A 24,683-nucleotide genomic window follows, 5' to 3' on the forward strand; every position below is an offset into this window, starting at 1 on the left:
GTTCACCGTCAGCGGCAGCTCGTCCAGCACCACCACCACGGAGGGCACCATGTGCTCCGGCAGCCGCTCACCGAGGTAACCGCGCACCGCCTCGGCGATCCCCACCGCCTCGTCCTCATCGGCAACCACGTACGCCACCAGGCGCCTGTCCCCCGGCACGTCCTCGCGCACCATCACCGCAGCCTGCGCCACCTGCGGATGCCCGGCCACCACAGCCTGCACCTCACCCAACTCGATCCGGAACCCACGGACCTTCACCTGCTCATCCGCACGCCCCAGATACTCCAGCCGGCCATCCGCAGTCCAGCGTGCCCGGTCCCCCGAGCGGTACATGCGCTCACCCGCACCGAACGGGCAGGCGACGAACCGCTCCGACGTCAACCCCGCACGACCCAGATACCCCCGAGCCAACTGCGCACCCGCGATGTACAACTCACCCGCCACACCCACCGGAACCGGCTGCAAACTGCCATCCAGCACGAACAGGCGGGTGTTGGCGATCGGACGACCGATCGACACCGTGTCGGCGATGTCCTGGCCCGCGGTCAGCTCGAAGACACAGCAACCCACCACCGTCTCCGTGGGCCCGTACTCGTTCACCACCACCGAGTCGGGAACCCGCGCCAGCCAGGCCCGGACGTCGGCGCCGTGCAGCGCCTCACCACCCACCACCAGACGACGCGTCGAACCCACAGCCTGCTCGTCCGACACCAGCTCCGCCAGCAACGGCAGATGACCCGGCACCGCCTTCACCAACCCGAACCCGCCCCGGCCAGCAAGCAGTTCGGCCAGGCCCTCCGCACCACCAGCCGCACTCGCCACCACCGGCGAACCCGACGCCAGCGGCACCACCACACTCGTCACCGTCAAGTCGAACGACAACGACGAATGCAGCGGCGCACCACCACCCCCCTCCATCCCATACGCCCCAACCGCCCACCGCACATAGTTCGCCAACCCGCCATGCGTGACCGCCACACCCTTCGGCCGGCCCGTCGACCCCGACGTATAGATCACATACGCCAACTGCCCAGGCAGCACATCGAGTTCAGGAGCCGTGGAGGGATGAGCAGTCAACTCCAGAGCAGCCAGGTCAAGTCCACCCGTCCCCAGCACCACCCGCGCGCCACTGTCCGACACCATGAACGCCAACCGCTCAGCCGGATACTCCGGGTCCAACGGCACATACGCCGCCCCGCCTTCCACACCCCCAGCATCGCGGCAACCATCTCCACACCACGCGGCAGACACAACCCCACCACCGACTCGGCACCCACACCCTGCGCCCGCAGGTAATGCGCCAACCGGTTGGCCCGAGCGTCCAGTTCAGCGAACGACACTGCCACGTCATCGGCCACCACCGCCACCGCATCCGGTGTCCGCGCCACCTGCGCCGCGAACAACCCCGGCACCAACCCAGAACCGAACTCCACCCCCGTCCGATTCCACTCCTCCACCACCAGGCGACGCTCCGCCTCACCCATCACATCCACCGCCGACAAGCGCAACTCCGGCGCCTCGTCCAGAACGGCGACGAGGTTGGCCAGGGTGGCGTGCAGCAGCTCGCAGATCTGCTGTGCGTCGGCCGGTGCCACCGCCTCGACGCTCACTGCGAACCCGGTGGTGCGATCGTCGATGGACACGCTCACGGGGTAGTTGTTGTGGTCGCTCGCGCCCATCAGCCTGACGCCCTCAAGACTGGGACCGGTCCCCTGAGCCGATGCCTGGCTGTGGCGGTAGTTGAAGATCGAGGTGAACAGCGGGCTGCCACCTGCCACTCCACTCGCCTGCTGCGCCAGCGACAGCGGCGCGTGCTCGTGCACCAGCAGCTCGGCGAGCTGGCGCCGCATGCCGTCCAGCGCCTCGGTCGTGCTCTGCCCGGCGACCCGGACGCGCACCGGAAGGGTGTTGATGAACAGACCCGGCACCCGGTCCGAACCGGCACCGGCGTTCATCCGGCCGAACAGCACCGTGCCGAACACCACATCGTCACGGCCCGACAGCGACGCCAGCACCCGCGCCCACGCCAGGTGGAACACCGTGGCGGCGGTCACTCCCCGGTCCCGTGCCACGTCCCGGATGCGACTCGCCAATTCACTGTCCACCGGCAGCTGCACGCGCACCAAGCCGGTGCCGTCACCGTGCACGTCCAGCGCACCGAAGGGCGCGGTCGTCTCGGTGACGTCGCCGAGCAGCTCGGTGAAGTAGCGCTCGTGCTCCTCGCGCGGCACACCGAGGCGGGCCTGGGCGACGAAGTCGCGGAACGGCAGCGGCTCCGGCAGCGTGTCGGCACGGCCGGACATGACCGCCCGCAGCTCCCCGAGCAGCACGTCCATGGTCGTGTGGTCCTGCACCAGGTGGTGGATCCGCAGCAGGGCCAGCCAGCGGCCACTGCCGGGCTCCGCCGCGATGTGCACGCGGATCAGCGGCGCGCTGGCGAGATCCATCCAGGCCTCGCCCAGCGCGGTCAACTGCTCGACCGGCTCGGGGCCCTGCGGGTCCAGCACGACCTCCTGGACCGGCAGCTCCACCCGACGCGACACCACCTGCACCGGCTCGGCCAGGCCCTCCCACACGATCCCCGTGCGGTAGACGTCATGCCGGGCGATCACCTGCCGCAACGCGTCCAGGAACGCCTCCACCCGCTCCCGGGAGTCGAACCCGAGCACGAACGGCACCGCGTACACATCGGCCTCGCCGCCGTCGCGGTCGGCGAGCAGGTGGTGGAAGAAGAGCCCCTCCTGGAGCGGGGCCAGCGGATAGACGTCCGCCACATTGGCCGCGCCGCCCTCGACCTTCGCCACGATCCGCTCGATCTGCGCCGCGGTGAGCTCCACCAGCGGCAGCATCTCCGGCGTGATCTCGACGGCACCCTCGGGAATCAGGTTCGCCGGCACCACCACCTGGACCGGCCCGGCAGAATCGGCCAGACCGGCCGGCGTCGGCGTCTCGAAGAGCGCCCTCACCGAGACCGACACGCCTCGCGCCCGGAGATTCTCCACCAGGGAGACCGCGAGCAGCGAGTGTCCGCCCAGCACGAAGAAGTCGTCGTCGACACCGACTCGGTCGAGTCCGAGGACCTCGGCGAACGCCTGGCACAGGAGCTCCTCCTGCACCGTCGCCGGCGCCCGACCAGTGCCCGCCGCGTACTCCGGTGCCGGCAAGGCCTTGCGGTCCAGCTTGCCGTTCACCGTCAACGGCAACTCCTCCAGCACCACCACCGTCGACGGAACCATGTAGGACGGCAACCGCCCAGCCACGAACTCCCGCACAGCGGTGGACAGTTCGGTGCTGTCGCCATCCCCGACGACGTAGGCAACCAGGCGCGGGTCCTCACCCGCCCGCTCCTGACGGGTCACGACCACGGCCTGCGCCACGCTCGGGTGCTCGGCCACCACCGCCTGGACCTCGCCCGGCTCGATCCGGAAACCACGGATCTTCACCTGCTCATCCGCACGCCCCGCGAACACCAACTGCCCGTCCACGCTCCACCGCGCCCGGTCACCCGTGCGGTACATCCGCCCACCATCACCGAACGGCGACGCCACGAACCGCTCCGCCGACAGCCCCGCACGACCCACATAGCCACGCGCCAACTGCCCACCCGCGATGTACAACTCACCCGCCACACCCACCGGCACCGGCCGCAGATGCCCATCCAGCACAAACAGCCGCGTGTTCGCCACCGGCGCGCCCATCGGCACCACCGAACCCGAACCGTCCACCCGCCCGGCCGTCACCATCACCGTCGACTCGGTCGGACCATACGTGTTCACCAACCGCCGCCCCGCACCCCAAGCGCGCGCCTGCTCCACCGAAATCGGCTCCGCACCCACCAACACCGTCGACAACCCCGGCAGCTCAGCAGGATCCAGCACCGCCAGCAGCGACGGCACCACACTCGCCACCCCAACCCCACCCCGCGCAGCATCTTCACCAGCAGACCCGCATCAGCCCGCTCCCCCGCCGACGCCACCACCAGCGTCCCACCCGCCGACAACGTCAACACGACATCCAACACCGAGGCGTCGAAGCTGAACGACGCGAACTGCAGCACCCGCGTCCCCACCTGCACACCCAGGTGCGGACCCAACGCCACAGCCATACCAGCCACCGCACCATGAGTGACCGCCACACCCTTCGGCCGACCCGTCGACCCCGACGTATAGATCACATACGCCAACTGAGCCCCAGTCAGATCCACATCGGGCGCCGTGGACGGCTGAGCCGCCACCTCCGGCCCGGCCACATCCACCCCGCCCTCACCCACCACCAGACAGGCACCACTGTCCGACACCATGAACGCCAACCGCTCCGCGGGATACTCCGGGTCCAGCGGCACATACGCCGCCCCCGCCCTCCACACACCCAGGATCGCGGCAACCATCTCCACACCGCGCGGCAGGCACAGACCCACCACCGACTCGGCACCCACACCCCGACCCACCAGGAAATGCGCCAGCCGGTTCGCCCGCGCATCCAACTCCGCATACGACAGCTCGACACCCTCACACACCACCGCCACAGCGTCAGGCAACTCCGCAGCCCGCCGCGCCACCAAGTCCGGCACCAGCGAACCAACCTCCACCGACGGACCATTCCAGCCGGTCAGGACCAGAGCACGCTCAACCTCACCCAGCACATCCACCGAAGCAAGACGCGTACCAGGCGCCGCAGCGACCTCGTCCAACACCCGGACCAGCCAGTCACCCATCCGCCGCACGGTCTCCGCGTCGAACAGGTCCGCAGCGGCGAGCAGCGAACCGCGCAGACCAGCCGGCCGGCCCTGCTCGTCGAAGACCTCACCAAGGCTCACATCCAGGTCGAACTTCGCGGGCAGCACCCGGGGGGGCCCGGGAGCGGGCCGGGCCGCAGGCCGGGCAGCTCCAGCCCGGCCGAGCCGACGTTCTGGACGGTGAGCATGACCTGGTGCAGCGGATGCCGAGCCAGCGAGCGCACCGGCGCGAGTTCCTCCACCAGCCGGTCGAACGGCACGTCCTGGTGGCCGAAGGCACCGAGAGCGGCCCCGCGGACCCGCTCCAGCACCTCGGTGAATGTCGGGTCGCCGGACAGGTCGGTGCGCACCACCAGGGTGTTGACGAAGAACCCGATCAGGTCGTTGAGCGCCTCGTCGGTGCGCCCGGCGACCGGCGAGCCGATCGGGATGTCGGTGCCGGCGCCCAGTCGGTTGAGGGTGACCGCCAATGCCGCCTGGAGCACCATGAACAGGGTCGCGCCCTGTTCCCGGGCCAGCGCGGTCAGTCGCTGGTGGGTCTCGGCGGAGACGGTCAGCTCCACACTCTCGCCGCGGTGGGAGGCGACCAACGCCCGCAGCCGGTCGGTCGGGAGCTCCAGCTCCTCCGGCGTGTCGGCCAGCGCCGCCCGCCAGTAGGCCAACTGGCCGGAGAGGACACTGTCCGGGTCGCTCTCGTCCCCGAGCAACTCCCGCTGCCACAACGCGTAGTCCGCGTACTGCAGCGGCAGCGCCGCCCAGTCCGGTACCTGACCGGCCAGCCGAGCCGTGTAGGCGGCCGACAGGTCCCGCGCCAGCGGACCGGTGGACCAGCCGTCGGCGGCGATGTGGTGCATCACCACGGCCAGTACGTGATCCTCCGGGCTCAGCGCCAACAGCGTCGCCCGCAACGGTAGCTCTGCCGCCAGATCGAAGGCGTGCCCAAGCGCCTCGGACACGGCAGAGGCCAGCTCCTGCGGCGCCACCTCGACCACTGCCAGCTCGAATCCGGCCTCCTCGACCGGCAGCACGCGCTGGTAGGGCTCGCCGTCCGCCGCCGCGAACACGGTCCGCAGCACCTCGTGGCGGTCGACCACGTCCCGCAACGCCGCAGCCAGGGCCTCCTGGTCCAGCTCCCCGGTCAGCCGCAGCGCCATCGGGATGTTGTAGGTCGCACTCGGACCCTCCAACTGCCCCAGGAACCAGAGTCGCTGCTGGGCGAAGGAGAGCGGGATCCGCTCGGGTCGCACGCGGGCGGCCGGCGCCAACCGGCCCGGTGCCGCTTCCGCCAGCCGGGCCGCCAGGCGGGCCGGCGTCGGCGCCTCAAAGAGCACCTGCGGCAGCAACTCCACATCGAGCAGGGCACGAACCCGGCTCATCAGCCACATGGTGAGCAGCGAGTGACCGCCCAGGGCGAAGAAGTCGTCGTCCACGCCGACGCTCTCCAGGCCCAGGACATGGGCGAACGCCCCGCAGAGGATCTCCTCCTGCATCGTGACCGGGCTGCGGCCGGTGCCGACCGTGATGTCCGGGGCGGGCAGGGCCTTGCGGTCCAGCTTGCCGTTCACCGTCACCGGCAGCGCGTCCAGCACCACCACCGCCGACGGCACCATGTACGCCGGCAGCCTCTCACCCGCGAGCTCCAGCAACAGTGAGATGAGTTCGTCCGACGGCGTGTCCGAGTCGGCCGGAACGGCGTACGCCACCAGGCGCATGTCGCCCGGGACGTCCTCGCGAGCGACGACCGCGACCTGGGCCACGGCAGAGTGGGCGGCCAGGACGGTCTGCACCTCGCCGGGCTCGATCCGGAAACCGCGGATCTTCACCTGGTCATCGGCACGGCCCAGATACACCAGCTGACCATCAGCGTTCCAGCGGACCCGGTCACCCGTGCGGTACATCTGCTCGCCGCTGCCGAACGGGCAGGCCACGAACCGCTCCGCTGTCAGACCGGCACGCCCCACATACCCGCGCGCCAACTGCACACCGGCCAGGTACAGCTCACCCTCGACACCCACCGGCACCGGGGACAGCGAACCGTCCAGCACATACACCCGGGTGTTGGCCACCGGCCCACCGATCGGCACCACCGCACCATCACCCACGGCGCAGCGCGCGGCCGTGACGTCGACGGACGCCTCGGTGGGCCCGTACAGGTTGAACAGCGGCACACCGTCCAGTAGTTCGAGGAACCGGTCCCGCAACGGCGCCGCCAGCGCCTCACCACTGCAGAACACCGCCCGCAAACCCGTGCAGTCGACAGCCGCCGACTCCCGCAGGAACGCCTCCAGCATCGACGGCACAAAGTGCGTCACCGTGATGTTCTGACGCTGGATCAACTCAGCCAGATAGGCAGGCTCACGGTGACCACCGGGGCGTGCCAGCACCAGCGCCGCACCCTGCACCAACGGCCAGAAGAACTCCCACACGCTGACGTCGAACCCGAACGGCGTCTTCTGCAGCACCCGATCCCCGGCCGACAGACCGGACAACTCCTGCATCCACGCCAGACGGTTCACGATCCCCGCATGCGGCACCGCAACACCCTTGGGCCGACCCGTCGACCCCGACGTGAAGATCACATACGCCGGATGCGCCGGCAACACCTCCACCACGGGCGCCTGCACCGGCAGACCCGCCAACTCCGAGACGACCAGCGGGTGGTCGACCAGGACCCGGGCCACATCGTCGGGCACCGACGCCTCCAACGCAGTGGTGCTGAGCACGCACACCGGCCCGGCATCCGCCAGAACCGCCGCGATACGACCGGCCGGATACTCCGGATCCACCGGCAGATACGCACCACCAGCCTTCAACACCGCCAACAGCGACACCACCAGCTCCACGGAGCGCTCCATCAGCACCGCGACCACCGACTCCGGACCAACCCCCAGCCCGACCAGCAACCGCGCCAACCGGTTCGCCCGCGCATCCAACTCCGCGTACGACAGCTCCACCCCCTCGAACACCACCGCCACCGCATCCGGCGTCCGCGCCACCTGCGCCGCGAACAACCCCGGCAACGTCGCATCCACCAGCGGCCGAGCAGTGTCGTTCCACTCCTCCACCACAAGGCGACGCCCGGCGGCGTCCAGCACCGCCACGTCGGCGAGCCGCGACTCGGGCGCGTCCACGAGCGAGGCGGCGAGGTTTTCGACGGCGGCGTTCATCAGGGCGCAGATCTGCTCGGCATCGGCCGGAGCCACCGCGAGCACGCTGAACGAGAAGCCGGTGCCGAGGTCGTCGACCGAGACGCTCAGTGGGTAGTTGGTCCGGTCCTGCGAGGTGAGCATCGTGATGCCCTCGAGGGCCGTGCCCGGCTCCGGAGCCGCGACCTCGTTGTGCCGGTAGTTGAAGATCGAGGTGAACAGCGGGCTGCCGCCCGTCACCCCGCTCGCCTGCTGCGCCAGCGACAGCGGCGCGTGCTCGTGCACCAGCAGTTCAGCCAACTGCCGCCGCACTCCGGACAGCGCCTCGGCCACGCCCTCCACACCCACCCGCACGCGCATCGGCAGGGTGTTGAGGAACAGCCCCGGCACCCGGTCCGAACCGGCACCGGAGTTCATCCGGCCGAACAGCACCGTGCCGAACACCACATCGTCACGGCCCGACAGCGATGCCAGCACCCGCGCCCACGCCAGGTGGAACACCGTGGCCGCGCTGACACCGTTCGAGCGTGCCAGATCACGGACACGAGCCGCGAGTTCGCCCTCCACGTGGAAGCGCGCATGGGCCGTGGTGGTGCCGTCGTTGTGCACATCCAGGATGCCGTAGGGCGCCGTCGTCTCCTCGATGTCACCGAGCAGTTCGGCGAAGTAGCGCTCGTGCTCCTCACGCGGCACGCCCAGGCGGGCCTGCGCCACGAAGTCGCGGAACGGCAGCGGCTCGGGCAGCGAGGCACTGCGACCGGACAGGAACGCGCGGAGCTCCGAGACCAGCACGTCCAGCGTGGTGTGGTCCTGCGCCAGGTGGTGGATCCGCAGCAGCGCCAGCCACTGGTCGCCGCCGGGCTCGACCGCTATGTGCAGGCTCATCAGCGGTGCACGGTCCAGGGCCATCCGCGAGACGTCCAGGGTGCGCATCTGCTCGACCGGGTCCATACCCTGCGGGTCCAACTCAACCTGCTCAACCGGCAGGTCGACCCGCCGGGCGACCACCTGCACTGGCTCCGCCAAACCCTCCCAGGCAATGGCCGTGCGGTAGATGTCGTGCCGGTTCACGATCCGCTGCAACGCGCCAACGAACGCATCCAGGCGCTCCCGTGAGGCGAACCGCAGCACAGTCGGCTGGGCGTACACGTCGGCACGGCCGCCGTCGCGGCCGGCCATCAGGGAGTGGAAGAAGATCCCTTCCTGCAGCGGGGCGAGCGGGTAGACGTCCGCGACGTTCGCCGCACCGCCCTCGACCTGTGCGACGACGCGGTCGATCTCGGCCTGGGTCAGCTCCACCAGGGGCAGCATCTCCGGGGTGATCTGCGTGGCGTCCTCGGGGATGAGGTTCGCCGGCACCACCACGCGCTCCGCGCCCGCCGCATCGGCCAGCCTGGCCGGCGTCGGGGTCTCGAAGAGCGCCTTCACCGAAACCGACACGCCCCGCGTCCGAAGGTTCTCCACCAGGGAGACCGCGAGCAGCGAGTGCCCGCCCAGCGCGAAGAAGTCGTCGTCGACACCGACCCGGTCGAGTCCGAGGACCTGCGCGAACGCCTGGCACAGGATCTCCTCCTGCACCGTGGCCGGTGCCCGGCCGGTGCCGGCCAGGCCCGTGTAGTCCGGTGCGGGCAGGGCCTTGCGGTCCACCTTGCCGTTCACCGTCACCGGCAGCGCGTCCAAGACCACGACCGCGGAGGGCACCATGTGCTCCGGCAGACGCTCGCCGAGGTAACCGCGCACCGCCTCGGCGATCCCCACCGCCTCCTCGTCGTCGGGAACCACGTAGGCGACCAGGCGCTTGTCACCCGGCACGTCCTCACGCGCCATCACCGCCGCCTGCGCCACCTGCGGATGCCCGGCCACCACAGCCTCGATCTCACCCAACTCGATCCGGAAACCACGGACCTTCACCTGCTCATCCGCACGCCCCAGATACTCCAACCGCCCATCCGCCGTCCACCGCACCACATCACCCGAGCGATACATCCGCCCGCCACCCACCTCGAACGGCGACGCCACAAACCGCTCCGACGTCAACCCCGCCCGACCCAAATACCCCCGAGCCAACTGCGCACCCGCGATGTACAACTCACCCGCCACACCCACCGGCACCGGCTGCAGATGCCCATCCAGCACGAACAGACGCGTATTCGCGATCGGACGACCGATCGACACCGTGTCACCGATCTCGTCCCCAGCGGTCAGCTCGAAGACACAGCAACCCACCACCGTCTCCGTGGGCCCGTACTCGTTCACCACCACCGAACCCGGAACCCGCGCCAACCACGCCCGCACATCAGCACCGTGCAGCGCCTCACCACCCACCACCAAACGACGCGTCGAACCCGCAGCCTGCTCGTCCGACACCAACTCCGCCAACAACGGCAGATGACCCGGCACCGCCTTCACCAACCCGAACCCACCCCGGCCACCCAGCAGTTCAGCCAGACCCTCCGCACCACCAGCCGCACTCACCACCACCGCCGAACCCGACACCAACGGCACCACCACACTCGTCACCGTCAAGTCGAACGACAACGACGAATGCAACGGCGCACCACCACCCCCGTCCATCCCATACGCATCGACAGCCCACCGCACATAGTTCGCCAACCCGCCATGCGTGACCGCCACACCCTTCGGGCGACCCGTCGACCCCGAGGTGTAGATCACATACGCCAACTGGCCTGCCAGCAAGTCCAGTTCAGGAGCAGTGGCCGGCTGCGCCGCCAAAGCCCCCACCACCAACGGCTCATCCACCGCGATCGTACGAACCCCCGCCCCACCGGCAGCTCGTCCAGCACCTCCTCCACACCCACCAGCACCGACGCACCACTGTCACGCAACATGAACGCCAACCGCTCCGCCGGATACTCAGGATCCAGGGGCACATACGCCGCCCCGCCTTCCACACACCCAAAATCGCGGCAACCATCTCCACACCACGCGGCAGACACAACCCCACCAACGACTCCGCACCCACACCCTGCAACCGCAGATAATGCGCCAACCGATTCGCCCGCACCTCCAACTCAGCGAACGACACCTCCACACCATCCGCCACCACCGCCACCGCACCCGGCACCACAGCCGCCCGCGCCGCGAACAACTCCGGAACAAGCCCCGCCCCGAACTCCACCCCCGTCCGGTTCCACTCCTCCACCACCAAGCCACGCTCAGCCTCACCCAGCACATCCACCGCCGACAACCGCTTCTCCGGTGCCACCTCCAACGCCGCCACCAGGTTCCCCACCGCCGTCTGCAACAGCGCACCGACCCGGACCGGGTCGGCCGGGTCGACCGCGTGCACGGTCAAGTTGAAGCCGGTCCCCTGGTCAGTGACAGCCACGTCCAGCGGGTAGTTCGAGCGCTCCCAGCCATACACCGACTCGACGCCCTCAAAGCCCTTGGCCCGCTTCTTCGCCGCGTCGGCGGAGCCGCTGTGCCGGTAGTTGAAGATCGAGCTGAACAGCGGGCTGCCGGCGGGCACCCCACTGGCCTTCTGGGCCAGCGCCAGCGGCGCGTGCTCGTGCACCAGGACCTCGGCCAGTTGGTCCCGCATCGCGGCAAGTGCCTCGGTCACCGTGGGCTCACCGGTCCGCACCCGCATCGGCAGCGTGTTCACGAAGAGGCCGGCCACCCGGTCGGCGCCCGCACCGGCATTCATCCGACCGAAGAGCACCGTGCCGAACACCACGTCCTCACGGTCGGATACCGCGGCCAGCACCCGCGCCCAGGCCACGTGGAAGATGGTGGCCGCACTCACCCCCAGCCGACGGGCCGTGGTCCGCACCTGCGCCGCCAGTTCGGGGTCGATCGCCAGCTGGGTCACGGCCTGCTCGGTGCCGTCGCCGTGCACATCCAGCAATCCGAACGGCGCCGTCGTCTCGGTGACGTCCCCCAGCAGGCCGTCGAAGTAGCGCTCGTGCTCCTCGCGCGGCACGCCCAGGCGGGCCTGCGCCACGAAGTCGCGGAACGGCAGCGGCTCCGGCAGCGAGTCGCCCTGCCCGGCCTGGATCGCGTCCAGCTCCCGGAGCAGGATCTCCTGCGTGGTGCGGTCGCCCACCAGGTGGTGGATCCGCAGCAGCGCCACCCAGCGCCCGCTCTCGGGCTCGGCACCGATGAACGCCCGGATCAGCGGAGCCTGGGTCAGGTCCATCCAGGACCCGCCGACGGCCAGCAACTGCTGCACGACGTCCCCGCCCTGCGGGTTCAGTGCCACCTCGCGCACCGGCAGCTCCACCCGGCGCGAGACCACCTGAACGGGCTCACGGAGCCCCTCCCACATGATCGCGGTGCGGTAGATGTCGTGGCGGTCGATCACGGCCTGCAGAGCGGTCAGGAAAAGGTCCAGCCGGGCCCGCGAGTCGAAGCGGAGCACGCTCGGCTGCGAGTACACGTCCGTACCCTCGCCGTCCTGACTAGTCATCAGGTGGTGGAAGAAGAGCCCTTCCTGCAGCGGCGCGAGCGGGTACACGTCCGCGATGTTGGCCGCGCCGCCGGGCACCTTGGCGGCGATCCGGGCGATCTCGGCCCCGGTCAGCTCGACCAGCGGCAACATCTCGGGGGTGATCTCGGTGGCACCGGCGGGGATCAGGTTCGGCGGCACCACCACCTGGACCGGCCCGGCAACATCGGCAAGACCGGCCGGCGTCGGATTGCGCAGCAGGGTGCGGATGGAGATCGACACGTTGCGCGCGCGCAGGTACTCCATCAACTTGACGGCCAGCAGCGAGTGTCCGCCCAGCGCGAAGAAGTTGTCGTCGACCCCGACCCTCTTGACCTCGAGGACATGGGCGAATCCCTGGCAGAGGATCTCCTCCTGCAGGGTGGCCGGGCCGCGGCTCTCGTTCTCGTCCGGCCCCGACACGGTCTCCGGCAGGGGCAGTGCTGCCCGGTCCAGGGCGCCGAGCTCCGTCAGTGGCAGCGCGTCCAACACCAGCACGGTCGGCGGCACCAGTTGGCGGGGCAGCCGCTCGGCGGCGAACTCGCGGACAGCGCCTTCGAGTTCGACATCGGCCTGATCGGCGGCGACCACGTAGGCGACCAAGCTGCCGGCCTGGGCGACCACCGCCACCTGAGCCACGCCAGGGTGCCCGGTCAGCACGGCCTGCACCTCACCCGGCTCGACCCGGACCCCGTCGACGAGCAACTGCTCGTCGACACGGCCGAGATGGAGCAGCCGGCCGTCCGCAGTCCAGCGCACCCGGTCCCCGGTGCGGTGGAGCGGCTCACCGTCCACGAACGGGCTCGCCACCCGCTGCTCCGCCCGGCCGGTCCCGGCCACGTACAGCTCACCGGCCACGCCGACCGGCACCGGGCGCAGCAGCTCGTCGAGGACGTACACGCGCGTGTCGCCGACCTGCGCCAGTGCGGTGTCATCACCCGGGTAGCGAGCGGCTGTGACGTCCACCGCGGCCTCGGCCGGCCCGGCCAGCACGTAGCGCGGCGCGGCAGCCGTGTTGACCTGCGAGAGCAGCCACGCCCGCGCATCGGCGTCCAGCACCTCCACGTCGGCGAGACGCGGTTCGGAGGACCCCTCGAGCGCGGTGGCCAGGTTGGCCACCGCGGTCCGGAGCAGCCCGCAGAGCTGCTCGGCGTCGGCCGGGGCCACCGCGTCGACGACCACCGTGAACCCGGTGCCGTTGTCGTTGACCGCAGCGGCGACCGGGTAGTTCGTCCGGTCCCGCGTCGCCAGCACGGTGACGCCCGCCAGACCACCGCTCGTCGCCCGGCCGGAAGCCTGGGTGTGCCGGTAGTTGAACAGTGCCGTGAATAGCGGGCTCCCGCCGGGCACCCCGCTGGCCTGCTGGGCGAGGGCCAGCGACGCGTGCTCGTGCACCAGCAGTTCGGCGAGCTGGCGCCGGATGCCGTCCAGCGCCTCGCTCACGCTCTGCCCGGCGACCCGGACGCGCACCGGAAGGGTGTTGATGAACAGACCCGGCACCCGGTCCGAACCGGCACCGGCGTTCATCCGGCCGAACAGCACCGTGCCGAACACCACATCGTCACGGCCCGACAGCGACGCCAGCACCCGCGCCCACGCCAGGTGGAAGAGCGTCGCCGCACTCACACCGCGCGCACTCGCCAAGGCCCGCAGGCGGAGCGCGAGTTCGTCATCCAGCGCGAGCTGGGCCGTAGCCGCCGGCGCCTCGCCGCCGTGCGTGTCGATCAGGCCGTACGGCGCGGTCGCCTCGGTGACGTCGCCGAGCAACTCGGCGAAGTAGCGCTCGTGCCCGCCCGCCGACGCCCCGAGGCGGGCCTGCGCCACGAAGTCGCGGAACGGCAACGGTTCGGGCAGCCGGTCCTGCTGACCGGACATGAAGGCACCCAGCTCGCCGAGCAGCACGTCCTGGGTGGTGTGGTCCTGCACCAGGTGGTGCACGCAGAGCAGCGCCAGCAGCTTCCCGTCGACCGGCGCCTCGGCCAGGTAGACCCGCATCAGCGGCGCACGGTCCAGCTCCATGGGCGACGCGCTGACGGCCAGCAGCTGCTCCACCGCGCCTGCGCCCTGCGGGTCGAGGGTGACCCTTTCGACCGGCAGCACCGCGCGACGCCAGACCACCTGAACCGGCTCGCGCAGGCCCTGACGCACGATCGCCGTGCGGTAGATGTCGTGCCGGTCCACCACCTGCTGCATCGCGCTCAGGAAGGCGTCCACGCGCTCCTGCGAGTCGAAGCCGAGGACGAACGGGGACACGTAGATGTCATCGCTCTCCTGACCGGCCATCAGGTGGTGGAAGTAGATGCCCTCCTGGAGGGGCGCGAGCGGGTAGACGTCCGCGATGTTCGCCGCGCCGCCCTCCACCTGCGTCACCAACTGCGCGATCTCGGCCTCGCCCAGCTCGACCAGCGGCAGCATCTCGGGGGTGATCCCGGTAGCGTCCTCGGGGATCGCGTTCGCCGGTACCTCCGCGCGCTCCGCGGCGGCGGCCACGGCCAGGCCGGCCGGCGTCGGGGTCTGGAACAGCGCCCGCACGGACACCGGCACACCCTGCACCCTCAGGTGCTCGACCAGGGAGACGGCGAGCAGCGAGTGGCCGCCCAGAGCGAAGAAGTCGTCGTCGACGCCGACCGCGGGCAGCCCGAGGACGTCGGCGAACGCCTGGCAGAGGATCTCCTCCTGCACGGTGGCAGGCGCCCGGCCCGCACCGGCGGCGTACTCGGGCGCGGGCAGGGCCTTGCGGTCCAGCTTCGCGTTGGCGGTCAGCGGCAGTTCACCGAGGACGAGCACGGCCGACGGGACCATGTACTGCGGCAGCCGCTCGGCCACGAACGCCTGGATGCCGCCGACCAGTTCGGACACCTCGGCATCCGGCACGGGCACGACGTAAGCAACGAGCCGCTTGTCGCCGGGGATGTCCTCGCGGGCGATCACCGCGGCCTGCGCCACCGCAGGATGGGTGGCGACCACGGACTCCACCTCGGCCGGCTCGACCCGGAAGCCACGGATCTTCACCTGCTCGTCGGCGCGCCCCACGAACAGCAGCTGCCCGTCGGCGTTCCAGCGCACCTGGTCCCCGGTCCGGTACAGCCGACCACCGGCCGACCCGAACGGGTCCGCCACGAAGCGCTCACCGGTCAGGGCCGGGCGGCCCAGGTAGCCACGCGCCAGACCCGCACCCGCGACATACAACTCACCCGCCACACCCACCGGAACCGGCTCCAGCCGGTCATCCAGCACGTACACCCGGGTGTTGTCCAACGGCCCACCGATCGGCAGCACCGCACCGAGCGCGTCCGGCGAGCCCACCTCGTGCTGGGTGGCGCACAGCGTCACCTCGGTCGGCCCGTACAGGTGCCGCACCACCACACCCGGGCACGCCTCCAGCAGCCGACGCACCGCACCCATCGGCACCACGTCGCCACCGGTCAGCACCTCGCGGACCCCGGCGAAGCACTCCGCATCCCGCTCGGCCAGCACCCGGAACAGACCCGCCGTCACATGCACGTGCGTCACCGCGTAGTCGACGAGCAGCGACCGCAGCACCGCGGCATCCACCGCCACCGGCGGCGCCACCACCACTGCCGCACCCGCCAGCAGGGCGGCCCAGATCTCGTACGACGACGCGTCGAACGCGTGCGGCGCGTGGAACAGCACCCGCGACGAACCCGTCAGCCCCCAGTGCCCGGCCGAAGCCAACTCCACCACATCGCGGTGCGTGGTCACCACGCCCTTGGGCACACCCGTCGACCCGGAGGTGTACATCACGTAGAACGCACCGTCCGGCAGCACACCCGCCGCCGGCACCGGCGCACCGTCCATCGCCGCGAGCCGAACCTCCGACTCCTCGCCGTCCAGGACCAGCACCGGCACCCCGACGCCCTGCGGCACCACCGGCGCACATGCCTGCGAGGTCAGCACACAGACCGGCGCCGCGTCCTGGAACATGAACGTCACACGCTCGGCCGGGTACTCCACATCGACCGGCAGATACGCGCCACCCGCCTTCGCCACTGCCAGCAGCGACACCAGCAACTCGACGCCGCGCTCCAGCACGACCGCGACCACGGACTCCGGCCCGACACCGCAGTCGGCCAGCACCCGCGCCAACCGGCTCGCCCGCGCGTCCAACTCCGCATAGCTGAGCCGGACATCACCGGACACCACCGCCACCGCGTCCGGCGTCCGCATCACCTGCTCCGCGAACAGCTCGCCAACCGTCAGCTCCGGCAGCACACGGTCTGTGGCGTTCCACCCGGACACCAGCTGCGCCCGCTCGGCCTCGTCCAGCACCCGAACCGCCGACAACCGCGTCTGCGGCTCGGTGACAACCGTCTCCACGACCCGCAGCAGCCAGCCTGCGATCCGCTCCGCCGTCTCCGCCTCGAAGAGATCCGCGGCCGCCACCAGGCGACCGCTGATACCGGCGGGCCCGCCGTCGGCATCGAACACCTCGCTCAGGCTCAGGTCCAGGTCGAACTTCGCCGCCGTCGAGTTCCCCGGCAACCCCGACACCTGAAGATCAGGCAGCCGCAGCGTGGCAGCGGCCGTGTTCTGCACGGTCAGCATGACCTGGAACAGCGGGTGCCGGGAGAGCGAACGCGCCGGCGCCAACTCCTCGACCAGCAGGTCGAACGGGACGTCCTGGTGGTCCAACGCGTCCAGGCCGGCCTCGCGGACCTGCTGCAGCAGCTGCGCCATCGTCGGGTCGCCGGACAGGTCGGCGCGGATCACCAGGGTGTTGATGAAGGCGCCGATCAGGTCGTCGAAGGCCTCGTCGGTGCGGCCGGCGACGGCCGCGCCGATCGGGATGTCGGTGCCCGCGCCGATCCGGTTGAGGAGCACCGCCAGCGCGGCCTGGAGGACCATGAACACAGTGGCGCCGTTCTCCTGCGCCACGTCCAGCACTCGCGCGTGCACCTCGGCCGGGAAGTCCAGCACGACCCGGTGCCCCTGGTGGCCGGCCACGGCCGGTCGCGGCCGGTCGGTGGGCAGCTGCAACTCATCCGGTGCCCCGGCCAGTTTCGCGCGCCAGTAGGCGACCTGCTCGGCGAGCACGCCGTCCTCGGCATCAGCTCCATCGAGCAGCTCACGCTGCCACAGCGTGTAGTCCGCATACTGCACCGGCAGCGGCTCCCACCGGGGCTCCTCGCCTTCCAGCCGGGCGGCGTACGCAACGGAGACATCCCGCGCCAGCGGGCCCACCGACCAGCCGTCACTGGCGATGTGATGGATCGTCAGAACCAGTACGAAGTCATCGCCGCCCAGCACGAACAGCCATGCGCGCAGCGGGATCTCGGTTGCCAGATCGAAGACGTGGCCGGTCGCGCCCGCCAGGGCGGCATCCAGTTCCTCCGGCGCCACCTCCCGGACCGTCAGGTCGAAGTCGACCTCGTCGGCCTTGAGGATGCGCTGGTAGGGCTCACCGCTCTCCGCCGGGAAGCATGTGCGCAGCACTTCGTGCCGGCCGATCACATCCCGCAGCGCCTCGGCGAGGGCTTCCCGGTCCAACCTCCCGGTCAACCGAAGGACCATCGGAATGTTGTAGGTCGCGCCCGGACCCTCCAACTGCCCCAAGAACCACAGCCGACGCTGCGCAAACGACAACGGAATCATCGGTTCTCCCCCTGGTTACGCATCGGCCGCAGCACGGGCCTGGCCTTCTTCGTCTGATTGCTGGCTTGGTTCGCGATCCAGGCCGCGATTTCCGCAGGCGTCGGCGCCTCGAACAGCACCGGCAGCGGCACATCCACACTGAGCACCGTCCGCACCCGGCCCACCAGTCGCATCGCCAGCAACGAGTGGCCACCCATCGCGAAGAACCCGTCGTCGACCCCGACCGCTGGCACGCCGAGGACCTCGGCGAACGCCTCGCAGAGGCGCTTCTCCTGCTCAGTCTCCGGTGCCCGGCCCGTGCCCGCGCTCGCCGCGAGGTCCGGTGCGGGCAGGGCCTTGCGGTCCAGCTTGCCGTTCACCGTCACCGGCAGCGCGTCCAGCAGCACAACCGCCGACGGAACCATGTACGCCGGCAGCATTCCGGCTGTGAACTCCCTCAGCCCAGAACCGAGTTCGTCCGGCGAAGCGTCCGAGGCCACCGGGACCACGTACGCCACCAGGCGCGTATCGCCCGGGACGTCCTCGCGAGCGACGACCGCGACCTGGGCCACAGCGGAGTGTGCGGCCAGGACGGCCTGCACCTCAGCGGGCTCGATCCGGAAGCCGCGGATCTTCACCTGGTCATCGGCACGGCCCAGGTAGACCAGCTGACCATCGGCGTTCCAGCGGACCCGGTCACCGGTCCGGTACATGCGCTCGCCCACAGCCCCGAACGGCGAGGCCACGAACCGCTCCGCCGTCAGACCGGCACGCCCCACATACCCGCGCGCCAACTGCACACCGGCCAGGTACAGCTCACCCTCGACACCCACCGGCACCGGGGACAGCCGGTCGTCCAGCACGTACACCCGGGTGTTGGCCACCGGCCCACCGATCGGCACCACCGCACCATCGCTGACGGCACAGCGCGCGGCCGTGACGTCGACGGACGCCTCGGTGGGCCCGTACAGGTTGAACAGCGGCACACCGTCCAGTAGTTCGAGGAACCGGTCCCGCAACGGCGCCGCCAGCGCCTCACCACTGCAGAACACCGCCCGCAGACCCGTGCAGTCAGCGGCCGCCGGCTCACTCAGGAACGCCTCCAGCATCGACGGCACGAAGTGCGTCACCGTGATGTTCTGACGCTGGATCAACTCCGCCAGGTAGGCGGGCTCCCGGTGACCACCCGGACGCGCCAGCACCAGCGCCGCACCCTGCACCAACGGCCAAAAGAACTCCCACACCGACACGTCGAACCCGAACGGCGTCTTCTGCAGCACCCGATCCCCGGCACTGATACCGGACAGCTCCTGCATCCACACCAGACGGTTCACGATCCCCGCATGCGGCACCGCCACACCCTTGGGCCGACCCGTCGACCCCGACGTGAAGATCACATACGCCGGATGCGCAGGCAGCACCCCAGCCTCCGGCGCGTCGGTCGGCAGACCCGCCAACTCCGTGGCCACCGCCCCGTCATCGACCGCAACCTGCGCCACCGCGTCCGGCACCACCCCGGCCAGGGCGGTGGTGCTGAGCACGCACACCGGCGCGGCATCCGCCAGAACCGCCGCGATCCGCCCGGCCGGATACTCCGGATCCACCGGCAGATACGCGCCACCGGCCTTCAGCACCGCCAGCAGCGACACCACCAGCTCCACGGAGCGCTCCATCAGCACCGCGACCACCGACTCCGGACCAACCCCCAGCCCGACCAGCAACCGCGCCAACCGGTTCGCCCGCGCATCCAACTCCGCGTACGACAGCTCCACCCCCTCGAACACCACCGCCACCGCATCCGGCGTCCGCGCCACCTGCGCCGCGAACAACCCAGGCAACGTCGCATCCACCAGCGGCCGAGCAGTGTCGTTCCACTCCTCCACCACAAGGCGACGCTCATCCGCTCCCAGCACATCCACCGCCGACAACCGCGACTGCGGATCCTCCTCCAACGCGGTCACGAGCTGGAGGAGGCAGGTGTGCAGCATCGTGCCCACCTGCTCCGCATCGGCCGGCGCCACCGCGTCGATGGTCAGGCTGAACCCGTTCCCGTCATCATCGACATTCGCGACCAGGGGGTAGTTGGTGAGCCCTTCGTCTGCAAGGACCCGCACTTCCTCCAACCCGGTGCCCAGACCCGCGCCGAGCTCCGTCGCACCGCCGCGGCCGTTGCGGTAGTTGAAGAGGGCGGTGAACAGCGGGCTGCCGCCCGCCACACCGCTCGCCTGCTGCGCGAGCACCAGCGGCGCGTGCTCGTGCACCAACAGCTCTGCCAACTGCTGCCGCATCCCGGAGAGCGCCTCGCCCACTGCGGAGGCGCCGACCCGCACCCGCACCGGGAGCGTGTTGAGGCACGGGCCCTGGAGCCGGTCGGCACCCGGGCCGGCGTTCAGCCGGCCGAACAGCACCGTGCCGAACACCACGTCCTCGCGGCCGCTCAGCGCGGCCAGCATCCGCGCGAACGCCAGATGGAAGACCGTCGCCGGACTCACGGCCATCCGGCGCGCGATTGCCCGCACTCGAAGTGTGAGCTCAGCCTCCACCGAGGAACGCGCCGATACTGCGGTCGTGCCGTCTCCGTGCACGTCCAGCAGGCCGAACGGGGCGGTGGTCTCGGTGACATCGCCCAGCAGCTCGGCGAAGTACCGCTCGTGCTCCTCACGCGGCACGCCGAGGCGGGCCTGGGCGACGAAGTTGCGGAACGGCAGCGCCTCGGGCAGCGACTCGCCCCGCCCTGTCAAGAAGGCACGCACCTCCCACAGCAGCGCGTCCGTCGTTGTGTCATCCCGCACCAGGTGGTGGATGCGCAGCAGGGCCAGCCAGCCGTCGCCATCCGGTTCGGCGGCGATGTGCACGTCCATCAGCGGGGCACGGTCGAGCTCCATCCAGGCGCCCGCGACGGCCAGCAGCTGCTCCGCCGCATCCGCACCCTGCGGGTCCAGCGCGACTTCCTGGACCGGCAGTTGGGCGTGTCGGGCCACGACCTGGACCGGCTCGCGCAGGCCCTCCCACACGATCGCCGTGCGGTACACGTCGTGCCGGTCGATCACCCATTGCAGCGCCTTCAGGAACGAGTCCAGCCGCTCACGGGAGTCGAACCCGAGCACCGTCGGCCCGGCATACACATCCTGGTCACTCTCACGCCCGGCCTGCATCAAGTGGTGGAAGAAGATGCCCTCCTGGAGCGGGGCCAGCGGGTAGACGTCCGCGACGTTCGCAGCGCCACCGGGCACCTTCGCCACGACCAAGTCGAGCTCGGCCTCGGTCAGTTCCACCAGCGGCAGCATCCCGGGAGTAAGAGCCGTGGCGTCCTCGGGGATGAGGTTCGCCGGCACCACCACCTGCTCCGAACCCGCCTCGACCGCCAACCCCGCCGGCGTCGACGTCTGGAACAACGCCTTCACCGACACCGACACCCCGCGCGACCGCAGCAACTCCACCAACGACACCGCCAGCAGCGAATGGCCACCCAGGGTGAAGAAGTCGTCGTCGACGCCGACGCTCTCCAACCCGAGAACTTCGGCGAACGCCCGACACAGGATCTCCTCCTGCACCGACACCGGGCCCCGGCTCGATACCCCACCCACCGACGCGAAGTCCGGCGCGGGCAGCGCCTTGCGGTCCAACTTCCCGTTGCCCGTCAACGGCAGGGCATCGAGGACCACCACGGCGGAGGGCACCATGTGCTCCGGCAACCGGGCCGCCGCGAACGCGCGCACCGCCCCGGCCAGGGTGTCATCCACGTCCTCCGGGTCGTCCGCGACCACATACGCCACCAGGCGCTTGTCGCCCGGGGCGTCCTCGCGCGCGATCACGGCCGCCTGGGCGACCAACGGATGAGCCGTCAGAACGCCGGCCACCTCACCCGGCTCGATCCGGAAACCACGGATCTTCACCTGCTCATCCGCACGACCCAGGAACACGACCTCGCCATCGGCCGTCCAACGCGCCCGGTCACCCGTGCGGTACATCCGCCCGCCCCGCTCGAACGGACACGCCACGAACCGCTCCGCGGTCAACCCAGGCCGGCGCACATAGCCGCGCGCCACCTGGGCCCCCGCCACATACAACTCGCCCGCCACACCCGGCGCCACCGGATTCAGGTGCTCATCCAGCACGTAGAAACGGGTGTTGGCCACCGGCGAACCCACCGGCACCACCTCACCCGGCACCAGGCGGGTCGTCGCGACACCGATCGTGGTCTCCGTCGGGCCGTAGTGGTTGAACACCGAGCGGCCACCGGCCGCTGCCAGCAACTCCGCCACCCACGACGGCGAAGCCGCCTCACCACCCAGCACCACCGAGCGTCCCGGCAGCACCCGCTCCAACCCACCCGCACCCAACGCCGCCAGATGCGAAGGCACCACCTTCACGAAGTCGATCCGCTGCTCGGCCAGGTAGTCCGCGACCAGACGCGGATCCGTGACCGCCTCCTCGTCGAGAACATGCAGCTCACCACCCGACACCAGGCTCGCGAACAGCACCGTGTTCCCCAGATCGGTGGCCTGCGCCTGCAACAGCGCGTACCGACCACCCTCACCCTCGAAACCGACCCTGGCCGGCACCGAGGCGACATAGTTCGCCAGACCCCCGTGCGTGACGGCCACGCCCTTCGGCCGACCCGTCGAACCCGACGTGTAGATCACATACGCCAGCAACCGCGGATCCACCACCACCCCAGGCGAGGAGGTCGACGCCGCCGCCAACTGCATCGCCGTCAACGTGCCGTCCACCGCCACCAGGCGCACACCCACCGACGGCAGATCCTCCAACACCTCATCGGTGGTCAGCACGAGTTGCGCGCGGGAGTCCTTCACCGTGAACGCGACCCGCTCCGCCGGCTGCGAGACGTCCACCGGCAGATACCCGGCCCCCGCCTTCCACACCGCCAAGATCCCCGCGATCATCTCCACACCACGCGGCAACGCCAACCCCACCACCGACTCCGGACCAACACCCTGGCTGATCAGATAGTGGGCAAGGCGGTTCGCCCGCGCATCCAACTCCGCATACGACACCGACACGCCATCGGCGACAACCGCCACCGCCTCCGGCGTCCGCGCCACCTGCGCCTCGAACACCTGCGGAACCATCAACCCGGATCCGGCCGCAGCGGTGTCGTTCCACTCCGACAGCACCCGGCGACGCTCATCCGCACCCAGCACATCCACCGCGTCGACCCGCACCCCCGGGTCATCCGCCATCGCCGTCAGCACCCGCACCAGGGAGCCCGCGACCCGACCCGCGACACCCTCATCGAACAGATCCGCCGAAGCCGTCAACATGCCCCGGATCCCCGCCGGCGCGCCCTGCGCACCGAACACCTCACCCACGATCACATCAAGGTCGAACTTCGCCATCGCCCGACCCAGCAACAACAGTTCAGCCCCCAGACCAGACAGGTCCAGCGCACCGCCATCCGTTACCAAGCCGGCGTCCTGAAGGGTCAGAACGACCTGGAACAGCGGGTGCCGGGCCAGCGAACGCGCCGGCGCCAACTCCTCCACCAGCTTCTCGAACGGCACATCCTGGTTCTCCAACGCGCTCAGTCCCGCCTCGCGCACCCGCCCGAGGACCTCCTCGAACGTGGGGTCCCCCGACAGATCCGTCCGCACGACCACCGTGTTGACGAAACACCCGACCAGATCGTTCAACGCCTCATCCGTACGCCCGGCGACCGCCGACCCGATCGGGATGTCGACCCCCGCACCCAGCCGGCTGAGCGTCACCGCAACAGCCGCCTGTAGCACCATGAACATGGTCACCCCACGCTCACGCGCCAACTCCGCCAAACGCCTGTGCAGTTCAGCCGGAACATCCAGCTCCACGGTGTGGCCACGGTGCGAAGCCACCGCCGGACGCGGCCGATCGAACGGCAGCGGCAACTCCTCCGGAGCCCCGCCAACGCACCACGCCAGTACGCCACCTGACGCGACAACACGCTCGACGAATCCCCCTCGTCGCCCAGCAACTCCCGCTGCCACAGAGCGAAATCCGCATACTGCACCGGCAGCGGCTCCCACACCGGAGCCACGCCACCCAATCGCGCCGCATACGCCGCCGACAGATCCCGCCCCAGCGGAGCACTCGACCAGCCGTCCATGGCGATGTGGTGCGTCAGCACCATCAGCACATGCTCAACCGAACTCACCGCGAACAGCGTTGCCCGCAACGGAATCTCGGACGACAGGTCGAACGCATACCGACTCGCCTCAAGCAACGCACCCTCGAGCCCCTCCGGCGCCACTTCGACCACCGAGAGCTCGAACCCGCACTCCGCCACACCGAGAACCCGCTGATACGGCTCACCATCGACTGCCGGGAACACCGTCCGCAGCACCTCGTGCCGGCCGACCACGTCCCGCAGAGCCTCCGCGAGGGCCTCCCGGTTCACCTCCCCGGACAAGCGCAGGGCCATCGGAGTGTTGTAGGTCGCGCTCGCGCCCTCCAACTCACCGAGGAACCACAGACGGCGCTGCGCGAACGACAGCGGCACCCGCTCCGGACGCTCCGCCGGCACCACCGCCGGACGCGCTTCGGTAACCGCGGACTCCGCCAGCCAGGCCGCGACCCCGGCCGGTGACGGCACCTCGAAGAACACCTGGAGCGGCAACTCGACGTTCAGGACCGTCCGGATCCGGCTGATCAGCCGGATCGCCGACAGCGAGTAGCCGCCCAGAACGAAGAAGTCGTCGTGGACGCCGACCGTCTCCACACCCAGCACCTGCGCGAACACGCCGCAGAGGATCTCCTCCTGCACCGT

General features: G+C 70.2%; 4 protein-coding genes and 3 pseudogenes. All 7 read right to left on the reverse strand.

Annotated elements, in window-relative coordinates:
- Positions 1 to 5: 5 nt before the first annotated feature.
- A pseudogene (locus E6W39_RS42875) lies at positions 6 to 3,878 on the reverse strand (amino acid adenylation domain-containing protein); the annotation flags it as partial.
- Positions 3,773 to 4,843, reverse strand: coding sequence for an AMP-binding protein (locus tag E6W39_RS42880; protein WP_141633446.1), 1,071 nt, complete (start codon positions 4,841 to 4,843; stop codon positions 3,773 to 3,775). The gene E6W39_RS42880 and the pseudogene E6W39_RS42875, both read right to left, overlap by 106 nt.
- The gene (locus E6W39_RS11405; protein ID WP_323809004.1) at positions 4,813 to 10,641 is read right to left on the reverse strand and encodes a non-ribosomal peptide synthetase; all 5,829 of its coding nucleotides are present in this window, start codon (positions 10,639 to 10,641) and stop codon (positions 4,813 to 4,815) included. Before E6W39_RS11405 ends, E6W39_RS42880 begins: the two co-directional genes overlap by 31 nt.
- Positions 10,551 to 16,666, reverse strand: a pseudogene (locus tag E6W39_RS11415) (amino acid adenylation domain-containing protein). The gene E6W39_RS11405 and the pseudogene E6W39_RS11415 overlap by 91 nt, the downstream one beginning before the upstream one ends.
- Positions 16,646 to 17,941: pseudogene (locus E6W39_RS44510) on the reverse strand (condensation domain-containing protein); the annotation flags it as partial. The pseudogenes E6W39_RS44510 and E6W39_RS11415, both read right to left, overlap by 21 nt.
- Positions 17,938 to 23,772 carry a non-ribosomal peptide synthetase gene (locus E6W39_RS42885; RefSeq protein WP_181799212.1) on the reverse strand — a complete coding sequence of 1,945 codons (5,835 nt, stop codon included), beginning with the start codon at positions 23,770 to 23,772 and terminating at the stop codon, positions 17,938 to 17,940. The pseudogene E6W39_RS44510 and the gene E6W39_RS42885, both read right to left, overlap by 4 nt.
- Entirely contained in the window at positions 23,682 to 24,680 is a 999-nt protein-coding gene (locus E6W39_RS42890) for a condensation domain-containing protein (RefSeq protein ID WP_181799213.1), read from the reverse strand. Before E6W39_RS42890 ends, E6W39_RS42885 begins: the two co-directional genes overlap by 91 nt.
- Positions 24,681 to 24,683 lie beyond the last annotated feature (3 nt).

Origin of the sequence: Kitasatospora acidiphila, from assembly GCF_006636205.1 — a bacterium.
Classification (GTDB): Bacteria; Actinomycetota; Actinomycetes; order Streptomycetales; family Streptomycetaceae; genus Kitasatospora; species Kitasatospora acidiphila.